We start from the raw sequence: 15,988 nt of genomic DNA, 5'->3' as shown, positions 1-15,988 counted from the left end.
AAGTGGCCGCGGGCAACGTCAGATGTATTCCATCTCATTATAGCCACGTTAATTCACCGGCCGCAGCGAGTAATTAATTGGTGGCTTCAAGTAGCGCGGTTAAATCGGCATACAACCGACATACCGATTGGCATGCCAGTTGTATTTTCCTGGGATTAATCGATTTGTCCGATCAGGCAAATACTAAAACCTAGTGTCCCGACGACAGCTTCAATCCGATCAGACCGATCACGATCAGCGCCGCGCTGGCGACCCGCGCTACCGTCAACGCTTCGCCCATCATCACGATGCCGAAGATGAACGCGCCGACCGCGCCGATCCCCGTCCACACGGCGTAGGCCGTGCCGAGCGGCAACTGGCGCATCGCGACGGCGAGCAGCGCGAAGCTGCCGAGCGCGGTCACGACCGTGAACACGGACGGCCACAAGCGGGTGAAACCTTCGGAAGTTTTGAGGCCGGCCGCCCACGCGACTTCGAGCAAACCGGCAATCAGCAGCAGAAACCAGGACATGAGACCGCTCCAGAATGAAAATGGGGCCGTCCCCGTTTGTGGCAGATGCGCAAGGTCGTCCTTACGAAATGTAATTATATCAAAATGAAATGTGTGCTGAATTGGCGCGGGAATCCGCTATATCGCAGCGGTTAAATCGGTGTTGAAGCGCCGTTAAACGCCATTAAGCCGCGCCCACCAGCCGGTAACCGACTCCCGTCTCCGTGACGATATGCTCCGGTTGCGCCGGATCGCGCTCCAGCTTGCCGCGCAAATGCGCCATGTAAATGCGCAGATAGTGAGAACTCTCGACATGCGACGGCCCCCACACGTCGCGCAACAACTGCCGGTGCGTCAGCACGCGGCCCGCATGACGCACGAGCGTCGCAAGCAGCCGGTATTCAATCGGCGTCAGATGGATCGCCGCGCCGTCGCGCGTCACTTGCCTCAAAGCGAGGTCGACCGTGACCGCGCCGAAATGCACCTGCGGCGATTCGTTCGCGCCGCCCTGGTTGCGCCGGCGCATATGCGCACGGATTCGCGCCAGCAACTCGGAGACGCCAAACGGTTTGGTCAGATAGTCGTCCGCGCCGGCATCGAGTGCGGCGACTTTTTCGCTTTCCTGGGTCCGCGCCGACAGCACGATCACCGGCAACTCACTCCAGCCCCGCAATTCGCGGATCACGTCGAGTCCGTCGGTGTCGGGCAGGCCGAGATCGACGATCACCAGGTCGGGCTTGCGCGTCGCGGCTTCGACGAGACCCTGCTTGCCGGTTTCGGCGTCGTGCACAACGATGCCCTCGCCTTCCAGCGCCGTGCGCACGAAGCGGCGAATCTGCTTTTCGTCTTCGATCAGGACGACCGTGATGCTCGGGTCACTCATGGGTAGGCTTGGAAAGCGGGTTGTGGGGTGAGGTGTGGCCGGAAGCCGCAGGTTGCGCGGCATCGGCATCGGTGCGCATCACGGCGCCCAGTTCAGTATGAACCAGCGGCTCCATCGCTTCGTCTTCCAGCGGCTCTGGGGCATCGGGCGGCGTGTCGACCGGCAGCGTGAACCAGAAGCGCGCGCCTTCCACGCGGCCATCCGCGGCGATCCGGTTGAGCGCGCCGATTGTACCGCCGTGCGCTTCGACAATCGCGCGGCAGATAGCGAGGCCGAGACCGATGCCCGGCTTCGCCGATTCCTTCTCGCCGCGCGTAAATTTCTCGAACACGCGTGCTTCCATGCCAGCGGGCAAACCTGGGCCGTTATCGTCGACCGTCACGCGGACCAGCGCGCGGCCGTCCGCGTCCAGCCGTTGCGCGCCGATCGTCAACGGCGAATCCGGCGCGGTGTATTTGGCGGCGTTTTCGAACAGGTTTGAAAAGAGCCGCTCCATCAACACCGCGTCGAGATGCAGCAGCGGCAGATCGGCGGGCAATTTCACCTGCACCGGATGACCCGCCAGCACGCGCCTGCACGCGCGCAACGCGGCGCCGACGGTTTCTTCGAGCAGCGTCCACTGCTGATTCAGTTGCAGACTGCCTGCCTGCAGCCGCGCCATATCGAGCAGATTCGTGACGATGCCCGTCATCCGTAAAGCTTCTTCGTGAATCGCTTCGACCAGGTCGTCGCCCGGTTGCGCGCCGGGGTGAGCCTCGCGCGATTGCGCCAGCATCGACGAAAAACCGACGATAGTCGTCAACGGCGTGCGCAGATCGTGCGAGATCGCGGACAGCAGCGAGTTGCGCAGCCGCTCCGATTCCATATTGACGAGCGCGTCGCGCGCGATATCGACGTAATGCACGCGTTCCAGCGCCAGCGCGATCTGCGCGGCGAACGCGTCGAGCATGCGCTGCCGCTCGGGCACGTCCAGTTCGCGCTCGTCGCGCAGCACGACGGCGAGCACACCACGCGTGCGCATCGGCGCCTTCAGCGGCAGATACAGCGCGCTCGCGGCGGGCAACGTGTCGGTGCCGCGCCCGGCAGGCTTCTGCTGATCGTAGACCCACTGGCCGACGTCGCTATCGAGCAGTTCGCCTTCGAGCGTGATCGCCGCGTCCGGGTCCTCGATTTTCTGTTTGACCTGATCCGCGCTGTCGGGCAACAGGATCGCGACGCGCGCGCCGAACACTTCGCTCACGTGCCGGCTGCCGATCCCGACGATCTGCTCGGTGGTCAGCGCCGCCGCCAGTTCGCGCGCCATCGCGTACATCGCGCCGGTGCGCTGCTCGCGGCGTCGCGCGACACTCGCCTCGCGGCGCAGGCTCGACGTCAGATGGCTGATCACGAGCGAGGTCAGCAGCATGCCAAAAAAAGTCAGCAGATACTGCGTGTCGGACACCGACAGCGACATGCGCGGCGGCACAAAGAAAAAATCGAACGCAGCGACGCTGAGAAACGACAGCACGACGCCCGGTCCTCTGCCCAGTTTCACTGCGGTAAAAATCACGCCGAGCAGATACAGCATCACGAGGTTCGCCAGATCGATGTGGTCGATCAGGCGGCTCGCCAGCACCGTAATGCCTGCGCAGATCGCCAGCGCGATGCCATACGCGCGCGGCGGCGAACGGCGTTCGCGCGCCGCGCTCAGCGCCTCGCGCCAGGCGTTCGCGGTGGTGTTCAGCAACTGCCGATGCTCGCCGTCGGCGCGTAACGACGACGTGCGGATCAGCGTGAGATCGAGGTCGCCGGTCTGCTCCGCGATGCGCTCGCCAAGCGGCTTGCGCAGCCAGCGCCGCACCCCGGTTCGCGACGACGCGCCCGCCACCAGCTTCGACACGTTGCGCGCCTGCGCATAGCCGATCAGCGCGGTAAGCGCATCGGCAGCCGCGAGCGTCGCGGTTTCGGCGCCGAGTTCGGCGGCGAGCTTCAATGCGTTCAGCGTGCGTTCGCGGCGCGCGTCGGGCAGACGCTGCAGCGCGGGCGTTTCGACATAGACGGCGAGCCAGTCGGCCTTGAGACTCGCGGCAAGCCGCGCTGCCGCGCGCACCAGCGCGGGCGCCTCGGGCCCAGGGCCGACGCACACCAGCAAACGCTCGCGCGCCTGCCAGATACGTTGAATGGAACGGTCGGCGCGATACTCGCGCATCTGCGCATCGACGCGATCCGCCGTGCGGCGCAATGCCAGTTCGCGCAGCGCAATCAGATTGCCCTTGCGGAAGAAATTGCGCACCGCGCGTTCGGCCTGCTGCGGCAAATACACCTTGCCGTCGCGCATCCGGTCGAGCAGTTCTTCAGCGGGCAGATCGACCAGCGTGACTTCGTCGGCGTGATCGAACACGCGGTCGGGCACCGTCTCCCACACGCGAATACCGGTGATCTGGCCGACCACGTCGTTCAGGCTTTCCAGATGCTGGACGTTGACCGTCGTATAAACGTCGATGCCCGCGTCGAGCAGTTCATACACGTCCTGCCAGCGCTTCAGATGCCGCGCGCCGGGCACGTTCGAATGCGCGAGTTCGTCGACGAGAATCAGTTGCGGCTTGCGCTCGAGCGCGGCGTCGAGATCGAACTCGCCGAGCTTGCGGCCGCGATAGTCGATATGCGCGAGCGGCAGCACGTCGAGCCCGTCGAGCAGCGCAGCGGTTTCGCTGCGGCCATGCGTTTCTGCGATGCCGATCAGCACGTCCGCGCCTTCGTCGTGACGGCGGCGCGCGGCCTGCAACATCGCGTAGGTCTTGCCCACGCCCGCCGACGCGCCGAAGAAAATCTTCAGCCTGCCGCGCTGACGCTTTTCTTCGTCACGTTGCAGCTTGTCGAGCAGTTCGTCAGGATCGGGGCGGTTCATGCTGGATGGTTGTCATAGGCGAGCGGGCGGCGGTGTGTGCATGGTGGCACGGCGAACGCCGCCTCGCAAATAGCGTGCTGTGCGGGTTCGTGTAGCGATGCTGCCGTGCAGGGTAAGCGGCCAAAAAGCAAAGGCGGCATCACGCAGACACCGCCTTTCACGAGCTTCGACGTTCAACCGCGCTTCATCTCATCCAGCGCGAGATTCAGCTTCAGCACGTTCACGCGCGGTTCGCCGAGAAGGCCGAACTGACGGCCGGTCGTATACCGGTCGACCAGCGCCTGCACGTCGTTCGGCGCAAGCTGCCGCGCTTTCGCCACGCGTTCGATCTGATACGCGGCCGCAGCCGGACTGATCTCGGGATCGAGACCGCTGCCGGACGACGTCACCAGATCGACGGGAACGGGCTTCGACATATCGGTCCCGGCGGCCTTCAACGCGTCGAGCCGGCCTTTCACTTCATCGAGCAACGCCGGGTTGGTCGGCCCGAGATTCGAGCCGCCCGAACCGAGCGCGTTATACGGCATCGGGCTGCTTGCCGACAGACGTCCCCAGAAGTACTGCGGCGCGTCGAACTGCTGGCCGATCAGTTGCGAGCCGACCACCTTGCCGTCCTGTTCGAGCAGGCTGCCGTTGGCCTGATCGCGGAAAGCCACCTGACCGACTGCCGTCATCACGGCGGGATAAGCGAGTCCGGTGACGGCGGTGAGCACCGCGAAGATCACGATCAACGGACGGAACAGATTTTTCATGATGGGTAGTTCCCTTTGATTCCAGTGCGGTTAGACCCAGCCGAACGCGGCCAGCACCATATCGATCAGCTTGATGCCGATGAACGGCACGACGATCCCGCCCAGGCCGTAAATCAGCAGATTGCGGCGCAGCAGGATCGCCGCGCCGAGCGCGCGATAGCGCACGCCTTTGAGCGCCAGCGGAATCAGCAGCACGATGATCAGCGCGTTGAAAATCACCGCCGACATGATCGCGGACGCAGGCGTCGCCAGATGCATCACGTTCAGCGCATTCAATGCCGGATACGTCGTCGCGAACGCGGCCGGAATGATCGCGAAGTATTTGGCGATATCGTTCGCAATCGAGAACGTGGTGAGCGAGCCGCGCGTCATCAGCATCTGCTTGCCGATCTCGACGATCTCGATCAGCTTGGTCGGATTCGAATCGAGATCGACCATGTTGCCGGCTTCTTTCGCGGCTTGCGTGCCGGTGTTCATCGCTACCGCGACGTCGGCCTGCGCAAGTGCTGGGGCGTCGTTGGTGCCGTCGCCGGTCATCGCGACGAGACGGCCTTCGGCCTGATGCGCGCGAATGGTGGCGAGCTTCGCTTCGGGCGTGGCTTCGGCGAGGAAATCGTCGACCCCGGCTTCAGCCGCGATGGCCGCTGCGGTCAGGCGGTTGTCGCCGGTCACCATCACCGTCTTGATGCCCATCTTGCGCAACTCGGCAAAGCGCTCCTTGATGCCGCCCTTCACCACGTCCTTCAACTCGATCACGCCGAGCACGCGCGCGCCCTGCTCGACTTTCTCGGCGACTACGAGCGGCGTGCTGCCGCGTCGTGCGACTTCGGCGACTGCGTTGCTGACTTCGGTCGGGAAGCGGCCGCCGTTGGCTTCGACGTAGTGCTTCACGGCGTCGGTTGCACCCTTGCGGATTTCGCGGTTGGGGAGATCGACGCCGCTCATCCGCGTCTGCGCGGTGAAGGCGAGGAACACGGCGTGCAGCGTTGCCATATCGCGTTGACGGATATTGAAACGCTGCTTCGCCAGCACGACGATGCTGCGGCCTTCCGGCGTTTCGTCCGCCAGCGACGACAACTGCGCGGCATCCGCGAGCGCTTCTTCGGTCACGCCAGGCGCCGGCACGAACTGCGAAGCCTGACGGTTGCCGAGCGTGATCGTGCCGGTCTTGTCGAGCAGCAGCACGTCCACGTCACCGGCCGCTTCGACCGCCCGGCCCGACGTCGCGATCACGTTGGCCTGCATCATCCGGCTCATGCCGGCCACGCCGATCGCCGACAACAATCCGCCGATGGTGGTCGGAATCAGACACACGAGCAGCGCGACTAGCGCGGTAATCGTCACCACATGTCCTGCTTTTTCGGCTTCGACGGAGAACATCGAGAACGGCAACAGCGTGGCGGTGGCCAGCAGCATCACGATGGTCAACGCGACCAGCAGAATCGTCAGCGCGATTTCGTTCGGCGTCTTCTGACGCTTCGCGCCTTCGACCATCGCGATCATCCGGTCGAGAAACGCCTCGCCCGGATTCGCGGTGACGCGCACCACGATCCAGTCCGACAGCACGCGCGTGCCGCCCGTCACCGACGAGAAGTCGCCGCCCGACTCGCGGATCACCGGCGCGGATTCGCCTGTGATCGCCGATTCGTCGACCGACGCAACGCCGTCGATCACTTCGCCGTCGGCGGGAATCACGTCGCCGGTTTCGACCAGCACGACGTCGCCTTTACGCAGATCGGAAGCCGTCAGAATGCGGATCGGCGACTTCGGATGCGGCTCGTTGAGCTTCTTCGCCATCACGTCTTTTTTCGCGCTTCGCAGCGATGCCGCCTGCGCTTTCGAGCGCCCTTCGGCGAGCGCTTCCGCGAAGTTCGCGAACAGCACCGTGAACCACAGCCACAACGTCACCGCCAGAATGAAACCGGCGGGCGCCTCGGCCTGGCCGCCGAGCGCGGCGACCCACAGAATGGTCGTCAGAATGCTGCCGATGTACACGCAGAACATCACCGGATTGCGGAACTGCGTGCGCGGCGTGAGTTTCTTGAAGGAGTCCACGATCGCCGGGCGCAGCAGCGCCGGGTCGAACATGGACCTGGTTGCATTATGTTCAGTCATTGAATCCTCGAATATCCCGTTTGCGCTTTTCAACCGCGTTTTCAACCATGGGCCGTCTGGGCAGCATCAATGCGCACCCATCATCATCAGATGTTCGACACCCGGGCCGAGCGCGAGCGCAGGCACATACGTCAGCGCACCCACCAGCAGCACCGTGCCGAGCAACAGCACGACGAACAGCGGACCATGCGTCGGCAACGTGCCGCCGGTCACGCCGATGCGCTTCTTCGCGGCGAGCGAGCCGGCGATTGCAAGCACCGGAATGATCGTGCCGAAGCGGCCGAACCACATCGCGATGCCAGTGAGCCAGTTGTAGAACGGCGTATTCACGGACAGCCCCGCAAACGCGCTGCCGTTGTTGTTCGCGGCCGAGCTGAACGCGTAGAGGATTTCGGAGAAACCATGCGCGCCGGGGTTCGCGATACCGGCCTTGCCCGCGTCGGTGAGCACCGCGATCGACGTGCCGACCAGCACCAGCAGCGGCGTCAGCAACACGACGATCGATACCATCTTCATTTCGTACGCTTCGATCTTCTTGCCAACGTATTCGGGCGTGCGGCCGATCATCAGCCCCGCGACGAACACGGCGAGCAACGCGAACACGAGCATCCCGTACATCCCGGAGCCCACGCCGCCGAAGATCACTTCGCCGAGTTGCATCAACAGCATCGGGTAGAGGCCGCCGATCGGCGTCAGCGAGTCGTGCGTATTCGCGACCGCACCGCACGAAGCCGCCGTGGTCGCGACCGTGAAGATGCCTGATTGCGCGATGCCGAAGCGCGTTTCCTTGCCTTCCGCATTGCCGCCCGACTGCAATGCATTCGCCGATTGATCGACGTTCAACGCGGTCAGCGCGGGATTGCCGCTTTGCTCCGCGCTGATTTCCCCGAACACGCAGACGCCGAACGCAATCGTCATCGCCGCGAGCACGGCGACGCCCTGCTTGCGGTCGCCGATCATGCGTCCGAACACCAGTGCGAGCGCGGCCGGAATGATCAGGATCGAGAAGATTTCCAGGAAGTTCGAGAACGGCGTCGGGTTTTCGAACGGATGCGCCGAGTTGCCGTTAAAGAAGCCGCCGCCGTTGGTGCCGAGCATCTTGATCGCTTCCTGCGAGGCGACCGGGCCCATCGCGATGGTCTGCGTTTTGACGGGCGTATCGACCGTGACCGCGTTGCCCTTCGCGTCCTTCACCGGATTGCCTTGCGCGTCGAGTTTCGGCGCGGCGTAGCTGGTGGTTTGCAGCGTCGGGACGTCCTGATAGGACTTGAAGTTCTGGATCACGCCCTGGCTCATCAACAGAGCCGCGACGATCATCGACATCGGCAGCAACACGTAAAGCGTCACCCGCGTGATGTCGACCCAGAAGTTGCCGATGGTTTGCGCGGTGTGCCGCCCGAAGCCGCGAATCAGCGCGATCACCACCACGATACCGGTGGCGGCGGACAAGAAGTTCTGCACGGTCAGGCCGAGCATCTGCGTCAGATAGCTGACAGTCTGCTCGGGTGTGTAGTCCTGCCAGTTGGTATTGGCGACGAAACTGATCGCGGTGTTGAAAGCGCCGTCGACCGTCATCGGGCCGAATTGCTGCGGATTGGCGGGCAGCCAGCCTTGCACGCGCAACAGCACGTAAAGAAACAGCACGCCGATCACGTTGAACGCGATAGTGGCGATCGCGTAGTGCTTCCAGCCCATTTCCTGCGATGGATCGACTCCCGCGACGCGATACAGCAAACGTTCGAGCGGGCCGCCGAAGCGGACCACGCGCGAGCTGCCATCCATCACCGCACTCAGATAGCGGGCCACCGGCACGGCGGCGGCCAGCAGCACGACGATGAAAAGCCCCGCCTGGAGGACATTGTTCGAGTTCATTCAATGTCCTCCGCGCGCAGCAGCGCATAGACCAGATAGGCAAACAACAGCGCGGTGGCCGCGCCGGACAACCATAGAATCCAGTTCATGACCGTGCTCCCTGGCCACGACGGAACTGCATCAACTTCTCGCAGCCGGCGATCAACGCAAAGGTCAGCGCGGCAAACAGCACGAGCCCCCCGACATACAGCACATCCATTTTTGTTCTCCATTGACGGACTTTGGATAAATGGAACGGTATGCCGAAGCGTCTAAAGGGCTGGTCAAAGAACGGGGGGCGCGCGTAAAAATCGCGTAAACGAAGAAGGCCGTTCCATCGGAGATGGAACGGCCTTGGGATGTGCTAGCAGGAACTTAAAGCCTGGCGTGGGCGGCTCGTGGTGCTGGCTGTGCGGGTGGCGCCCGCCATTCGCGCATCGCGTTACCGTGCCCGCGACTTATCAGGAGGTTGAAGATCGCGCCGGCGCCATCGGCCTGTTTTTATGGCATCAACACCGTCGAACCCGTCGTCTTGCGGCCTTCGAGATCGGCATGTGCCTGTCCGACATCCGCCAGTGCATAACGCTGATTCACGCTCGTCTTCACCTTGCCCGACACCAGCACGTCGAACAGTTCCGCCGACATCGCCTCGTAGTCGCTGCGTTTTGCGATGTACGTGAACAGCGTGGGGCGTGTAAAGAACAGCGAGCCCCGTCCGGCGAATTCCGACGAATCGATCGGCGGCAAACGACCCGATGCATTGCCGAAGCTCACGAACATGCCGAGCGGCGCGAGGCAGTCGAGCGAGCCCGTAAACGTGTCCTTGCCGATCGAGTCGTACACCACCGGCACGCCCGCGCCGTCGGTGATCTCGCGCACGCGCTTCGTGAAGTTCTCGCGCGTGTAGACGATTGCATGGTCACAGCCATGGGCCTTCGCGATCTCGGCTTTCTCGTCGGAACCGACCGTGCCGATCACCGTCGCGCCCAGCGCCTTGGCCCACTGGCACACCAGCAGACCGACGCCGCCCGCCGCAGCCTGAATCAGGATCGTGTCGCCCGCTTTCACCGGATACGTGCGGCGCAGCAGATATTGCGCGGTGAGACCTTGCAGCATCACCGAGGCGGCCTGCTCGTCGCTCAAGGCGTCCGGCACCTTGACGGCCTGCAGCGCCGGCAGCACACGCTCCTGCGCATACGCGCCCGGCGGACGCGCGACATAGGCCACGCGGTCGCCCGTTTTCAAACCGGTGACGCCCTCGCCCACGGCGGTCACTTCACCCGCCGCTTCCATGCCGAGCCCGCCGGGCAGCGGCAGCGGATACAGACCGGTGCGGAAATACACGTCGATGTAGTTCAGCCCGACCGCCGTTTGCCGGATGCGAATCTCGCCCGCGCCGGGTTCGCCCACTTCGACTTCGACCCATTTCATCACCTCGGGGCCGCCGGGCTTATCGAATCGGATTGCTTTCGTCATCATGTCTCCTTGATGTGAGGTGTCGTTCGGATTGTGTTGTTCAGATGTGCGCCCGGACGCGCAGCGAACCCGCGCCGTCGGGTCAGACCTGCTCGCTCAAACGCAGCGTCAGCACGTCGAGCACCATGCGCGCGGTCGAGATATTCGTCGCGCACGGAATGTTGTGCACGTCGCACGCGCGCACCAGCGCGTTGATGTCCGGTTCGTGCGGCTGCGGCGTCATCGGATCGCGTAAAAAGATCACCATGTCCACGCGCCCTTCCGCGAGCTGCGCGCCAATCTGCAAATCGCCGCCATGCGGGCCCGACAACATGCGCTCGACTGTCAGGCCATGCGCGTCGGCGATGCGTCCGCCGGTCGTGCCGGTCGCGAGGATGTCGCAGCGCCGGAGCGTATCGACGTATTCGCCGGCCAGTTTGACGATGTCGTCCTTCTTGTGATCGTGCGCAATCAGCGCAATGCGGGTGGTCATGACGTAAGACTCCTGGAACCTGTGTGATTGTCGTTGTTGTGGTGATGCCGTGAAGCTGCTTCTACTAATTGCTGCCGGCCGCGCTTTTTAGCGCCGCCTTTTTTCGCACGCGTGATTTTGCGCGCGCACGACGAATGCGCCTGAACGCCTCTAGCTGCCCGCCGCTGCTCTATCGCCGCGCCGGACCGCATCCGTTCAGGCGCGTCGCGTCAGAACGTGCCCGGATAGGCGCCGCCGTCGATCAGCCAGTTCTGCCCGGTGATATACCCGGCATGCGTGCTGCACAGGAACGCGCACGCGCGGCCGAACTCGTCGCGGTTGCCGAAGCGCCCGGCGGGAATCGTCTTCATGCGCTGCTTGCGAGCGTCGTCGACGGAAATGTTCTGGTTGCGCGCCTGCGCCTCGAACGTGACCGCGATGCGGTCGGTGTCGAACAGGCCCGGCAGCAGGTTGTTGATCGTCACGCCGGTCGGCGCGACCTTGCGAGCCAGCCCCGCGACGAAGCCGGTCAGCCCCGAGCGCGCCCCGTTCGACAGACCCAGCACGTCGATCGGCGCCTTCACCGCCGAACTCGTAATGTTGACGATACGGCCATAGCCGCGCGCGCTCATCGTGTCGATGGTCGCGCGGATCAGCTCGATCGGCGTCAGCATGTTGCTTTCCAGCGCGCGGATCCAGTCCTCGTGCGAGAAATCGCGGAAATCGCCCGGCGGCGGCCCGCCCGCGTTATTCACGAGGATGTCCGGCTGCGGACAGGCGGCGAGCGCCGCGGCCCGGCCTTCGGGCGTAGTGATGTCGCACGCGACGGTTTTGACTTCCACGCCGCTCTGCTTGCGGATTTCCTCGGCGGTCGCTTCCAGCGTCTCGGCGGTGCGCGCGACGATCGTCAGGTTGACGCCCTCGGCGGCGAGCGCTTCCGCGCAACCGCGTCCCAAGCCCTTGCTGGCCGCGCAAACCAGCGCGGTGCGTCCTGCGATTCCCATGTCCATTGTGTGTGTCCTCGAGGCGGTGTTCCGGCGCATTGACGCGCCTGGGTGGCAAAGTTTCCCCCGATTCTAGAAGAATCGGTGCCGGACTGCGCCGGGCCGCTTCAATCTCCGGTATCTTCGGACTGCACTCTTTCGGTAAACTTGCGCCGTGGCGCGTCCGCCAGCCAGCCGCTTGGCGGGCCGGGCGGCACGCCGAACCGAATCCGATGATCCCTCTTGCGCAGCTTGCGCCCCCGCCATGACCCAGGACAGCCGTTTTCCCAATCTTTTCATCCTCGATCACCCGCTGATCCAGCACAAGCTGTCACATATGCGCGACCGGGACACCTCGACCCGCACGTTCCGTGAACTGCTGCGCGAAATCACGCTGCTGATGGGCTACGAAATCACCCGCAATCTGCCGATGACCACGCGCCCGATCACCACGCCGCTGGTCGATATCGACGCGCCGGTGATCGCCGGCAAGAAGCTCGCGATCGTGCCGGTGCTGCGCGCCGGTATCGGCATGTCGGACGGCCTGCTGGAACTGGTGCCGTCGGCGCGGGTGGGCCACATCGGCGTATATCGCGCCGACGACCACCGGCCGGTCGAATATCTGGTGCGTCTGCCGGATCTCGAAGACCGCGTGTTCATCCTGTGCGATCCGATGGTCGCGACCGGCTACTCGGCCGTGCACGCCGTCGACGTGCTCAAGCGCCGCAACGTGGCCGGCGAGAACATCATGTTCCTCGCGCTGGTGGCGGCGCCCGAAGGCGTGCAGGTGTTCCAGGACGCGCATCCGGACGTCAAGCTGTACGTGGCGTCGCTCGATTCGCACCTGAACGAGCACGCGTACATCGTGCCGGGTCTCGGCGACGCCGGCGACCGCCTGTTCGGCACGAAAAACTGAGGTTGGGCCGACCGGCCCGGCCGGGATCGCGCCTGCTGGCGCGATCCCGACTACAGCCCGAAACGGGCTGGCGAAATGCTTCGAAGGCGGCCGGGCGGCCATCGTCCGGATTCTCTCCGCACACTTTCCGCGTTGTTTCCCGCTACGTTCCCCTCTGCCGCCCCCCTTCGGCGTGATAAAATTCGAATCCGCTCCAGAAGCGGCTTGATTGGCACCGCCATAGCTTTACCGGTTTCAACCGCAGCTTTTTGCACCCTTTTTGCTTCTGTTGCAGCACGTACGGCTGCCTCGTTGGCAAGCCCTCGGCACCACCGGTCCCAGAACCGTTCGCTCCGCCGCCCATCACCGCGTTGCGCGTTACGCGCCAACCCGGGGCCTGTCCGGCCAGCGCCGTGTTCGCCGCATGCGAGCCGCCCGGCTCACCGCGCCAGCGACTGCCGGTTCCGTTGGCTGGGACCCGTTCAGGCAAGCGCGCGGGCTTGAGGGCTGTACGGGCAGCACCGGCCTGGATCTCACCGGCGCCTGGGAAAGGCCCTGCAAATCGGCGGCAACCGGACAGTCTCACAGGCGGCTTCATCAAGAGACGGTTTTGACATCGAGGCGCGCGGAATCGCATAAAACGCGAGCGCCCGACATCGCAACGACAATTGCACTATGCGTGCGCCCTGCGGGCGCGCGCGACGGAGAAATGTATGGCGGGTCATTCGAAATGGGCCAACATCAAGCATAAGAAAGCAGCGGCCGACGCCAAGCGCGGCAAGGTCTGGACGCGGCTCATCAAGGAAATTCAGGTCGCGGCCCGCATGGGCGGCGGCGAAATCGACTCGAACCCGCGTCTGCGGCTCGCCGTCGAAAAGTCGTACGACGCCAACATGCCGAAAGACAACGTCAACCGCGCGATCCAGCGCGGCGTGGGCGGTGTCGACGGCGCGAGCTACGAAGAAATCCGCTACGAAGGCTACGGCATCGGCGGCGCGGCGGTGATCGTCGACACGATGACCGACAACCGCACCCGCACGGTCGCGGAAGTGCGTCACGCGTTCTCGAAGAACGGCGGCAACATGGGCACGGACGGCTCGGTGTCGTTCATGTTCGATCACGTCGGCCAGTTCCTGTTCGCGCCCGGCACCGCCGAAGACAAGCTGATGGAAGCCGCGCTCGAAGCCGGCGCCGACGACGTCGTCACGAATGAAGACGGCAGTATCGAAGTGCTGTGTCCGCCGAACGATTTCCCGAAGGTGAAGACCGCGCTCGAAGCTGCGGGCTTCAAGGCCGAGCTAGCCGAGGTGACGATGAAACCTCAGACGGAAGTCGAATTCACCGGCGACGACGCGGTGAAAATGCAGAAACTGCTCGACGCGCTGGAAAATCTGGACGACGTGCAGGAAGTCTATACAAACGCCGCGATCGCCGACGAGTGAGCGTGCTCCGGCCAGGCGTGGCGCGCGGGTTCGCATTGAACCGCGCCATGCAGGCCGGTTGGCCCTCGCGTCGTTGCAGAGCGGGCGTTGCAGAATGGGTTGCCGCGCTGCTGCGCGAACCCCTCGCAGCATCCATCAAGGTTGGTCCGGGCTGCGTCCGCCGGTTAGCCAGTGCGGGTGAAGCTAGCGCGAATTTTGCTGCTCTGCTGCCTGATTGCCTGCATGATTGCCTGCCTGCTGCTTTCACGCGTTATCGCTGTTCATTGCACGGCTGAGCTTCGCGCTTCAGCCGTTTATGGTTTTTAAGTCTCGGGGATTCACATGAAGTTACTCGTCGTCGGTTCCGGCGGTCGCGAACATGCACTCGCATGGAAGCTCGCGCAATCGCCGCGGGTTCAGCTCGTCTACGTTGCTCCGGGCAACGGCGGCACCGCCCAGGACGAGCGTCTGCGCAACATCGACATCACCGAGCCGGCCGCGCTCGCCGATTTCGTCGAACAGGAACAGATCGCTTTCACGCTGGTCGGCCCGGAAGGTCCGCTGGCAGCCGGCATCGTCAACCTGTTCCGCTCGCGCGGTCTGAAGATTTTCGGACCGACGAAGGAAGCCGCCCAGCTCGAAAGCTCGAAAGATTTCGCGAAGGCCTTCATGAAGCGCCACGCGATCCCGACCGCCGAATACGAAACCTTCGCCGACGTCGCCGCCGCGCACGCGTATCTGGACGCCAAGGGCGCTCCGATCGTGATCAAGGCCGACGGCCTTGCCGCCGGCAAGGGCGTGGTGGTCGCGCAAACGCTGGAAGAAGCGCACGCCGCGGTCGACATGATGCTGTCCGACAACAAGCTCGGCGACGCCGGCGCGCGTGTCGTGATCGAAGAATTCCTCGCGGGCGAAGAAGCCAGCTTCATCGTGATGGTCGACGGCAAGCATGTGCTGCCGCTCGCTTCGAGCCAGGACCACAAGCGCCTGCTCGACGCCGACCAGGGCCCGAACACCGGCGGCATGGGCGCTTACTCGCCCGCGCCGATCGTCACGCCGCAACTGCACGCCCGCGTGATGCGCGAAATCATCCTGCCGACGGTGCGCGGCATGGAGAAGGAAGGCATCCGCTTTACCGGCTACCTGTACGCCGGCTTGATGATCGACGCGCAAGGCAACCCGAAAACGCTCGAATTCAACTGCCGTATGGGCGACCCCGAAACGCAGCCGATCATGGCGCGTCTGAAGGGCGACTATTCGAAGGTCGTCGAGCAGGCGATTGCCGGCACGCTCGACACGGTCGAACTCGAATGGGACCGGCGTACCGCGCTGGGCGTCGTGCTCGCCGCGCACAACTACCCGGACACGCCGCGCAAGGGCGACCGCATCAACGGCATTCCGGCTGAGACGGCCGATTCGGTCACGTTCCACGCCGGCACCACGCTCGCCGACGGCAAGCTGACCACCTCCGGCGGCCGCGTGCTGTGCGTAGTCGGTCTGGCGGATTCGGTACGTACCGCGCAATCGGTCGCGTACGAAACGATCAACCAGATCTCGTTCGACGGCATGCAGTATCGCCGCGACATCGGCTACCGCGCGATCGGCCGCAAGCACGACGCGAAGACCGAAGGCAAGCAGTAAGCCAACACCCCGCTCACCCGCGTGTCGCGTCAACGGCGCTACACTGCGGGTTTTCGCGCCGGGTTGCGACCGCGGGTTATAGCCGGTGACACCGCGGGTTCGCCGGTGCGGCCAGGTCCCAGGCCCGCAGCAAGCACCACGCA

At 64.2% G+C, this 15,988-nt stretch carries 14 protein-coding genes; 3 read left to right on the top strand and 11 right to left on the bottom strand.

Features of this window, described 5'->3' with window-relative positions:
- Positions 1 to 190: 190 nt before the first annotated feature.
- From sugE to ABH945_RS15445, 11 genes are all read right to left on the bottom strand, one after another.
- Positions 191 to 511 carry a quaternary ammonium compound efflux SMR transporter SugE gene (sugE, locus tag ABH945_RS15495; RefSeq protein WP_429251042.1) on the bottom strand — a complete coding sequence of 107 codons (321 nt, stop codon included), beginning with the start codon at positions 509 to 511 and terminating at the stop codon, positions 191 to 193.
- Between the two features lie 163 nt (positions 512 to 674).
- Positions 675 to 1,373, bottom strand: coding sequence for a two-component system response regulator KdpE (gene kdpE / locus ABH945_RS15490; protein WP_074763500.1), 699 nt, complete (start codon positions 1,371 to 1,373; stop codon positions 675 to 677).
- Positions 1,366 to 4,260: a DUF4118 domain-containing protein gene (locus tag ABH945_RS15485; RefSeq protein ID WP_429251041.1), complete on the bottom strand. Its 2,895-nt coding sequence runs from the start codon at positions 4,258 to 4,260 to the stop codon at positions 1,366 to 1,368. The genes kdpE and ABH945_RS15485 overlap by 8 nt, the downstream gene beginning before the upstream one ends.
- Positions 4,261 to 4,433: 173 nt before the next feature.
- Positions 4,434 to 5,012 carry a potassium-transporting ATPase subunit KdpC gene (kdpC, locus tag ABH945_RS15480; RefSeq protein WP_429251040.1) on the bottom strand — a complete coding sequence of 193 codons (579 nt, stop codon included), beginning with the start codon at positions 5,010 to 5,012 and terminating at the stop codon, positions 4,434 to 4,436.
- A 30-nt stretch (positions 5,013 to 5,042) separates the two neighbouring features.
- On the bottom strand, positions 5,043 to 7,127 hold the full coding sequence (gene kdpB / locus ABH945_RS15475; protein WP_429251039.1) for a potassium-transporting ATPase subunit KdpB: 2,085 nt from the start codon (positions 7,125 to 7,127) through the stop codon (positions 5,043 to 5,045).
- A gap of 66 nt (positions 7,128 to 7,193) precedes the next feature.
- Positions 7,194 to 8,999 (bottom strand): potassium-transporting ATPase subunit KdpA, encoded by a 1,806-nt coding sequence (kdpA, locus tag ABH945_RS15470; RefSeq protein ID WP_429251038.1) that lies wholly within the window; start codon positions 8,997 to 8,999, stop codon positions 7,194 to 7,196.
- On the bottom strand, positions 8,996 to 9,088 hold the full coding sequence (kdpF, locus tag ABH945_RS15465; RefSeq protein ID WP_007583461.1) for a K(+)-transporting ATPase subunit F: 93 nt from the start codon (positions 9,086 to 9,088) through the stop codon (positions 8,996 to 8,998). The genes kdpA and kdpF overlap by 4 nt, the downstream gene beginning before the upstream one ends.
- Positions 9,085 to 9,198 carry a hypothetical protein gene (locus ABH945_RS15460; RefSeq protein ID WP_007175652.1) on the bottom strand — a complete coding sequence of 38 codons (114 nt, stop codon included), beginning with the start codon at positions 9,196 to 9,198 and terminating at the stop codon, positions 9,085 to 9,087. Before ABH945_RS15460 ends, kdpF begins: the two co-directional genes overlap by 4 nt.
- Positions 9,199 to 9,479: 281 nt before the next feature.
- Positions 9,480 to 10,454, bottom strand: a complete 975-nt coding sequence (locus ABH945_RS15455) for a quinone oxidoreductase family protein (protein ID WP_429251037.1) — start codon at positions 10,452 to 10,454, stop codon at positions 9,480 to 9,482.
- An 82-nt stretch (positions 10,455 to 10,536) separates the two neighbouring features.
- Positions 10,537 to 10,926: a methylglyoxal synthase gene (locus ABH945_RS15450; protein WP_074763494.1), complete on the bottom strand. Its 390-nt coding sequence runs from the start codon at positions 10,924 to 10,926 to the stop codon at positions 10,537 to 10,539.
- 209 nt (positions 10,927 to 11,135) lie between these two features.
- Complete coding sequence (locus ABH945_RS15445; RefSeq protein WP_074763493.1) at positions 11,136 to 11,915, bottom strand: SDR family oxidoreductase; 780 nt, start codon at positions 11,913 to 11,915, stop codon at positions 11,136 to 11,138.
- Positions 11,916 to 12,153: 238 nt separating this feature from the next.
- On the opposite strand from ABH945_RS15445, the gene upp reads away from it, so the two are divergent.
- The 3 genes from upp (at position 12,154) to purD (ending at position 15,845) form a co-directional block, all read left to right on the top strand.
- Positions 12,154 to 12,804, top strand: a complete 651-nt coding sequence (gene upp / locus ABH945_RS15440; RefSeq protein ID WP_074763492.1) for a uracil phosphoribosyltransferase — start codon at positions 12,154 to 12,156, stop codon at positions 12,802 to 12,804.
- Positions 12,805 to 13,496: 692 nt separating this feature from the next.
- A complete protein-coding gene (locus tag ABH945_RS15435; protein ID WP_074763491.1) occupies positions 13,497 to 14,225 on the top strand; it encodes a YebC/PmpR family DNA-binding transcriptional regulator in 729 nt (242 codons plus the stop codon).
- A 321-nt stretch (positions 14,226 to 14,546) separates the two neighbouring features.
- A complete protein-coding gene (gene purD, locus ABH945_RS15430; RefSeq protein WP_074763490.1) occupies positions 14,547 to 15,845 on the top strand; it encodes a phosphoribosylamine--glycine ligase in 1,299 nt (432 codons plus the stop codon).
- The last annotated feature ends 143 nt before the right edge of the window (positions 15,846 to 15,988 follow it).

It is taken from the genome of Paraburkholderia sp. GAS333, from assembly GCF_050435665.1.
Classification (GTDB): domain Bacteria; phylum Pseudomonadota; class Gammaproteobacteria; order Burkholderiales; family Burkholderiaceae; genus Paraburkholderia; species Paraburkholderia fungorum_A.
The sequence above is the reverse complement of the archived record's forward strand: the minus strand, read 5'-3'. Positions and strand labels throughout refer to the sequence as shown.

What these genes read in the sequence shown, in the direction of transcription:
- ABH945_RS15460 (WP_007175652.1), bottom strand. Translation starts at nt 9,198, where the DNA reads ATGGATGTGCTGTATGTCGGGGGGCTCGTGCTGTTTGCCGCGCTGACC.
- kdpE (WP_074763500.1), bottom strand. Translation starts at nt 1,373, where the DNA reads ATGAGTGACCCGAGCATCACGGTCGTCCTGATCGAAGACGAAAAGCAG.
- kdpA (WP_429251038.1), bottom strand. Translation starts at nt 8,999, where the DNA reads ATGAACTCGAACAATGTCCTCCAGGCGGGGCTTTTCATCGTCGTGCTG.
- kdpF (WP_007583461.1), bottom strand. Translation starts at nt 9,088, where the DNA reads ATGAACTGGATTCTATGGTTGTCCGGCGCGGCCACCGCGCTGTTGTTT.
- upp (WP_074763492.1), top strand. Translation starts at nt 12,154, where the DNA reads ATGACCCAGGACAGCCGTTTTCCCAATCTTTTCATCCTCGATCACCCG.
- purD (WP_074763490.1), top strand. Translation starts at nt 14,547, where the DNA reads ATGAAGTTACTCGTCGTCGGTTCCGGCGGTCGCGAACATGCACTCGCA.
- ABH945_RS15455 (WP_429251037.1), bottom strand. Translation starts at nt 10,454, where the DNA reads ATGACGAAAGCAATCCGATTCGATAAGCCCGGCGGCCCCGAGGTGATG.
- ABH945_RS15445 (WP_074763493.1), bottom strand. Translation starts at nt 11,915, where the DNA reads ATGGACATGGGAATCGCAGGACGCACCGCGCTGGTTTGCGCGGCCAGC.
- ABH945_RS15450 (WP_074763494.1), bottom strand. Translation starts at nt 10,926, where the DNA reads ATGACCACCCGCATTGCGCTGATTGCGCACGATCACAAGAAGGACGAC.
- ABH945_RS15435 (WP_074763491.1), top strand. Translation starts at nt 13,497, where the DNA reads ATGGCGGGTCATTCGAAATGGGCCAACATCAAGCATAAGAAAGCAGCG.
- kdpB (WP_429251039.1), bottom strand. Translation starts at nt 7,127, where the DNA reads ATGACTGAACATAATGCAACCAGGTCCATGTTCGACCCGGCGCTGCTG.
- ABH945_RS15485 (WP_429251041.1), bottom strand. Translation starts at nt 4,260, where the DNA reads ATGAACCGCCCCGATCCTGACGAACTGCTCGACAAGCTGCAACGTGAC.
- sugE (WP_429251042.1), bottom strand. Translation starts at nt 511, where the DNA reads ATGTCCTGGTTTCTGCTGCTGATTGCCGGTTTGCTCGAAGTCGCGTGG.
- kdpC (WP_429251040.1), bottom strand. Translation starts at nt 5,012, where the DNA reads ATGAAAAATCTGTTCCGTCCGTTGATCGTGATCTTCGCGGTGCTCACC.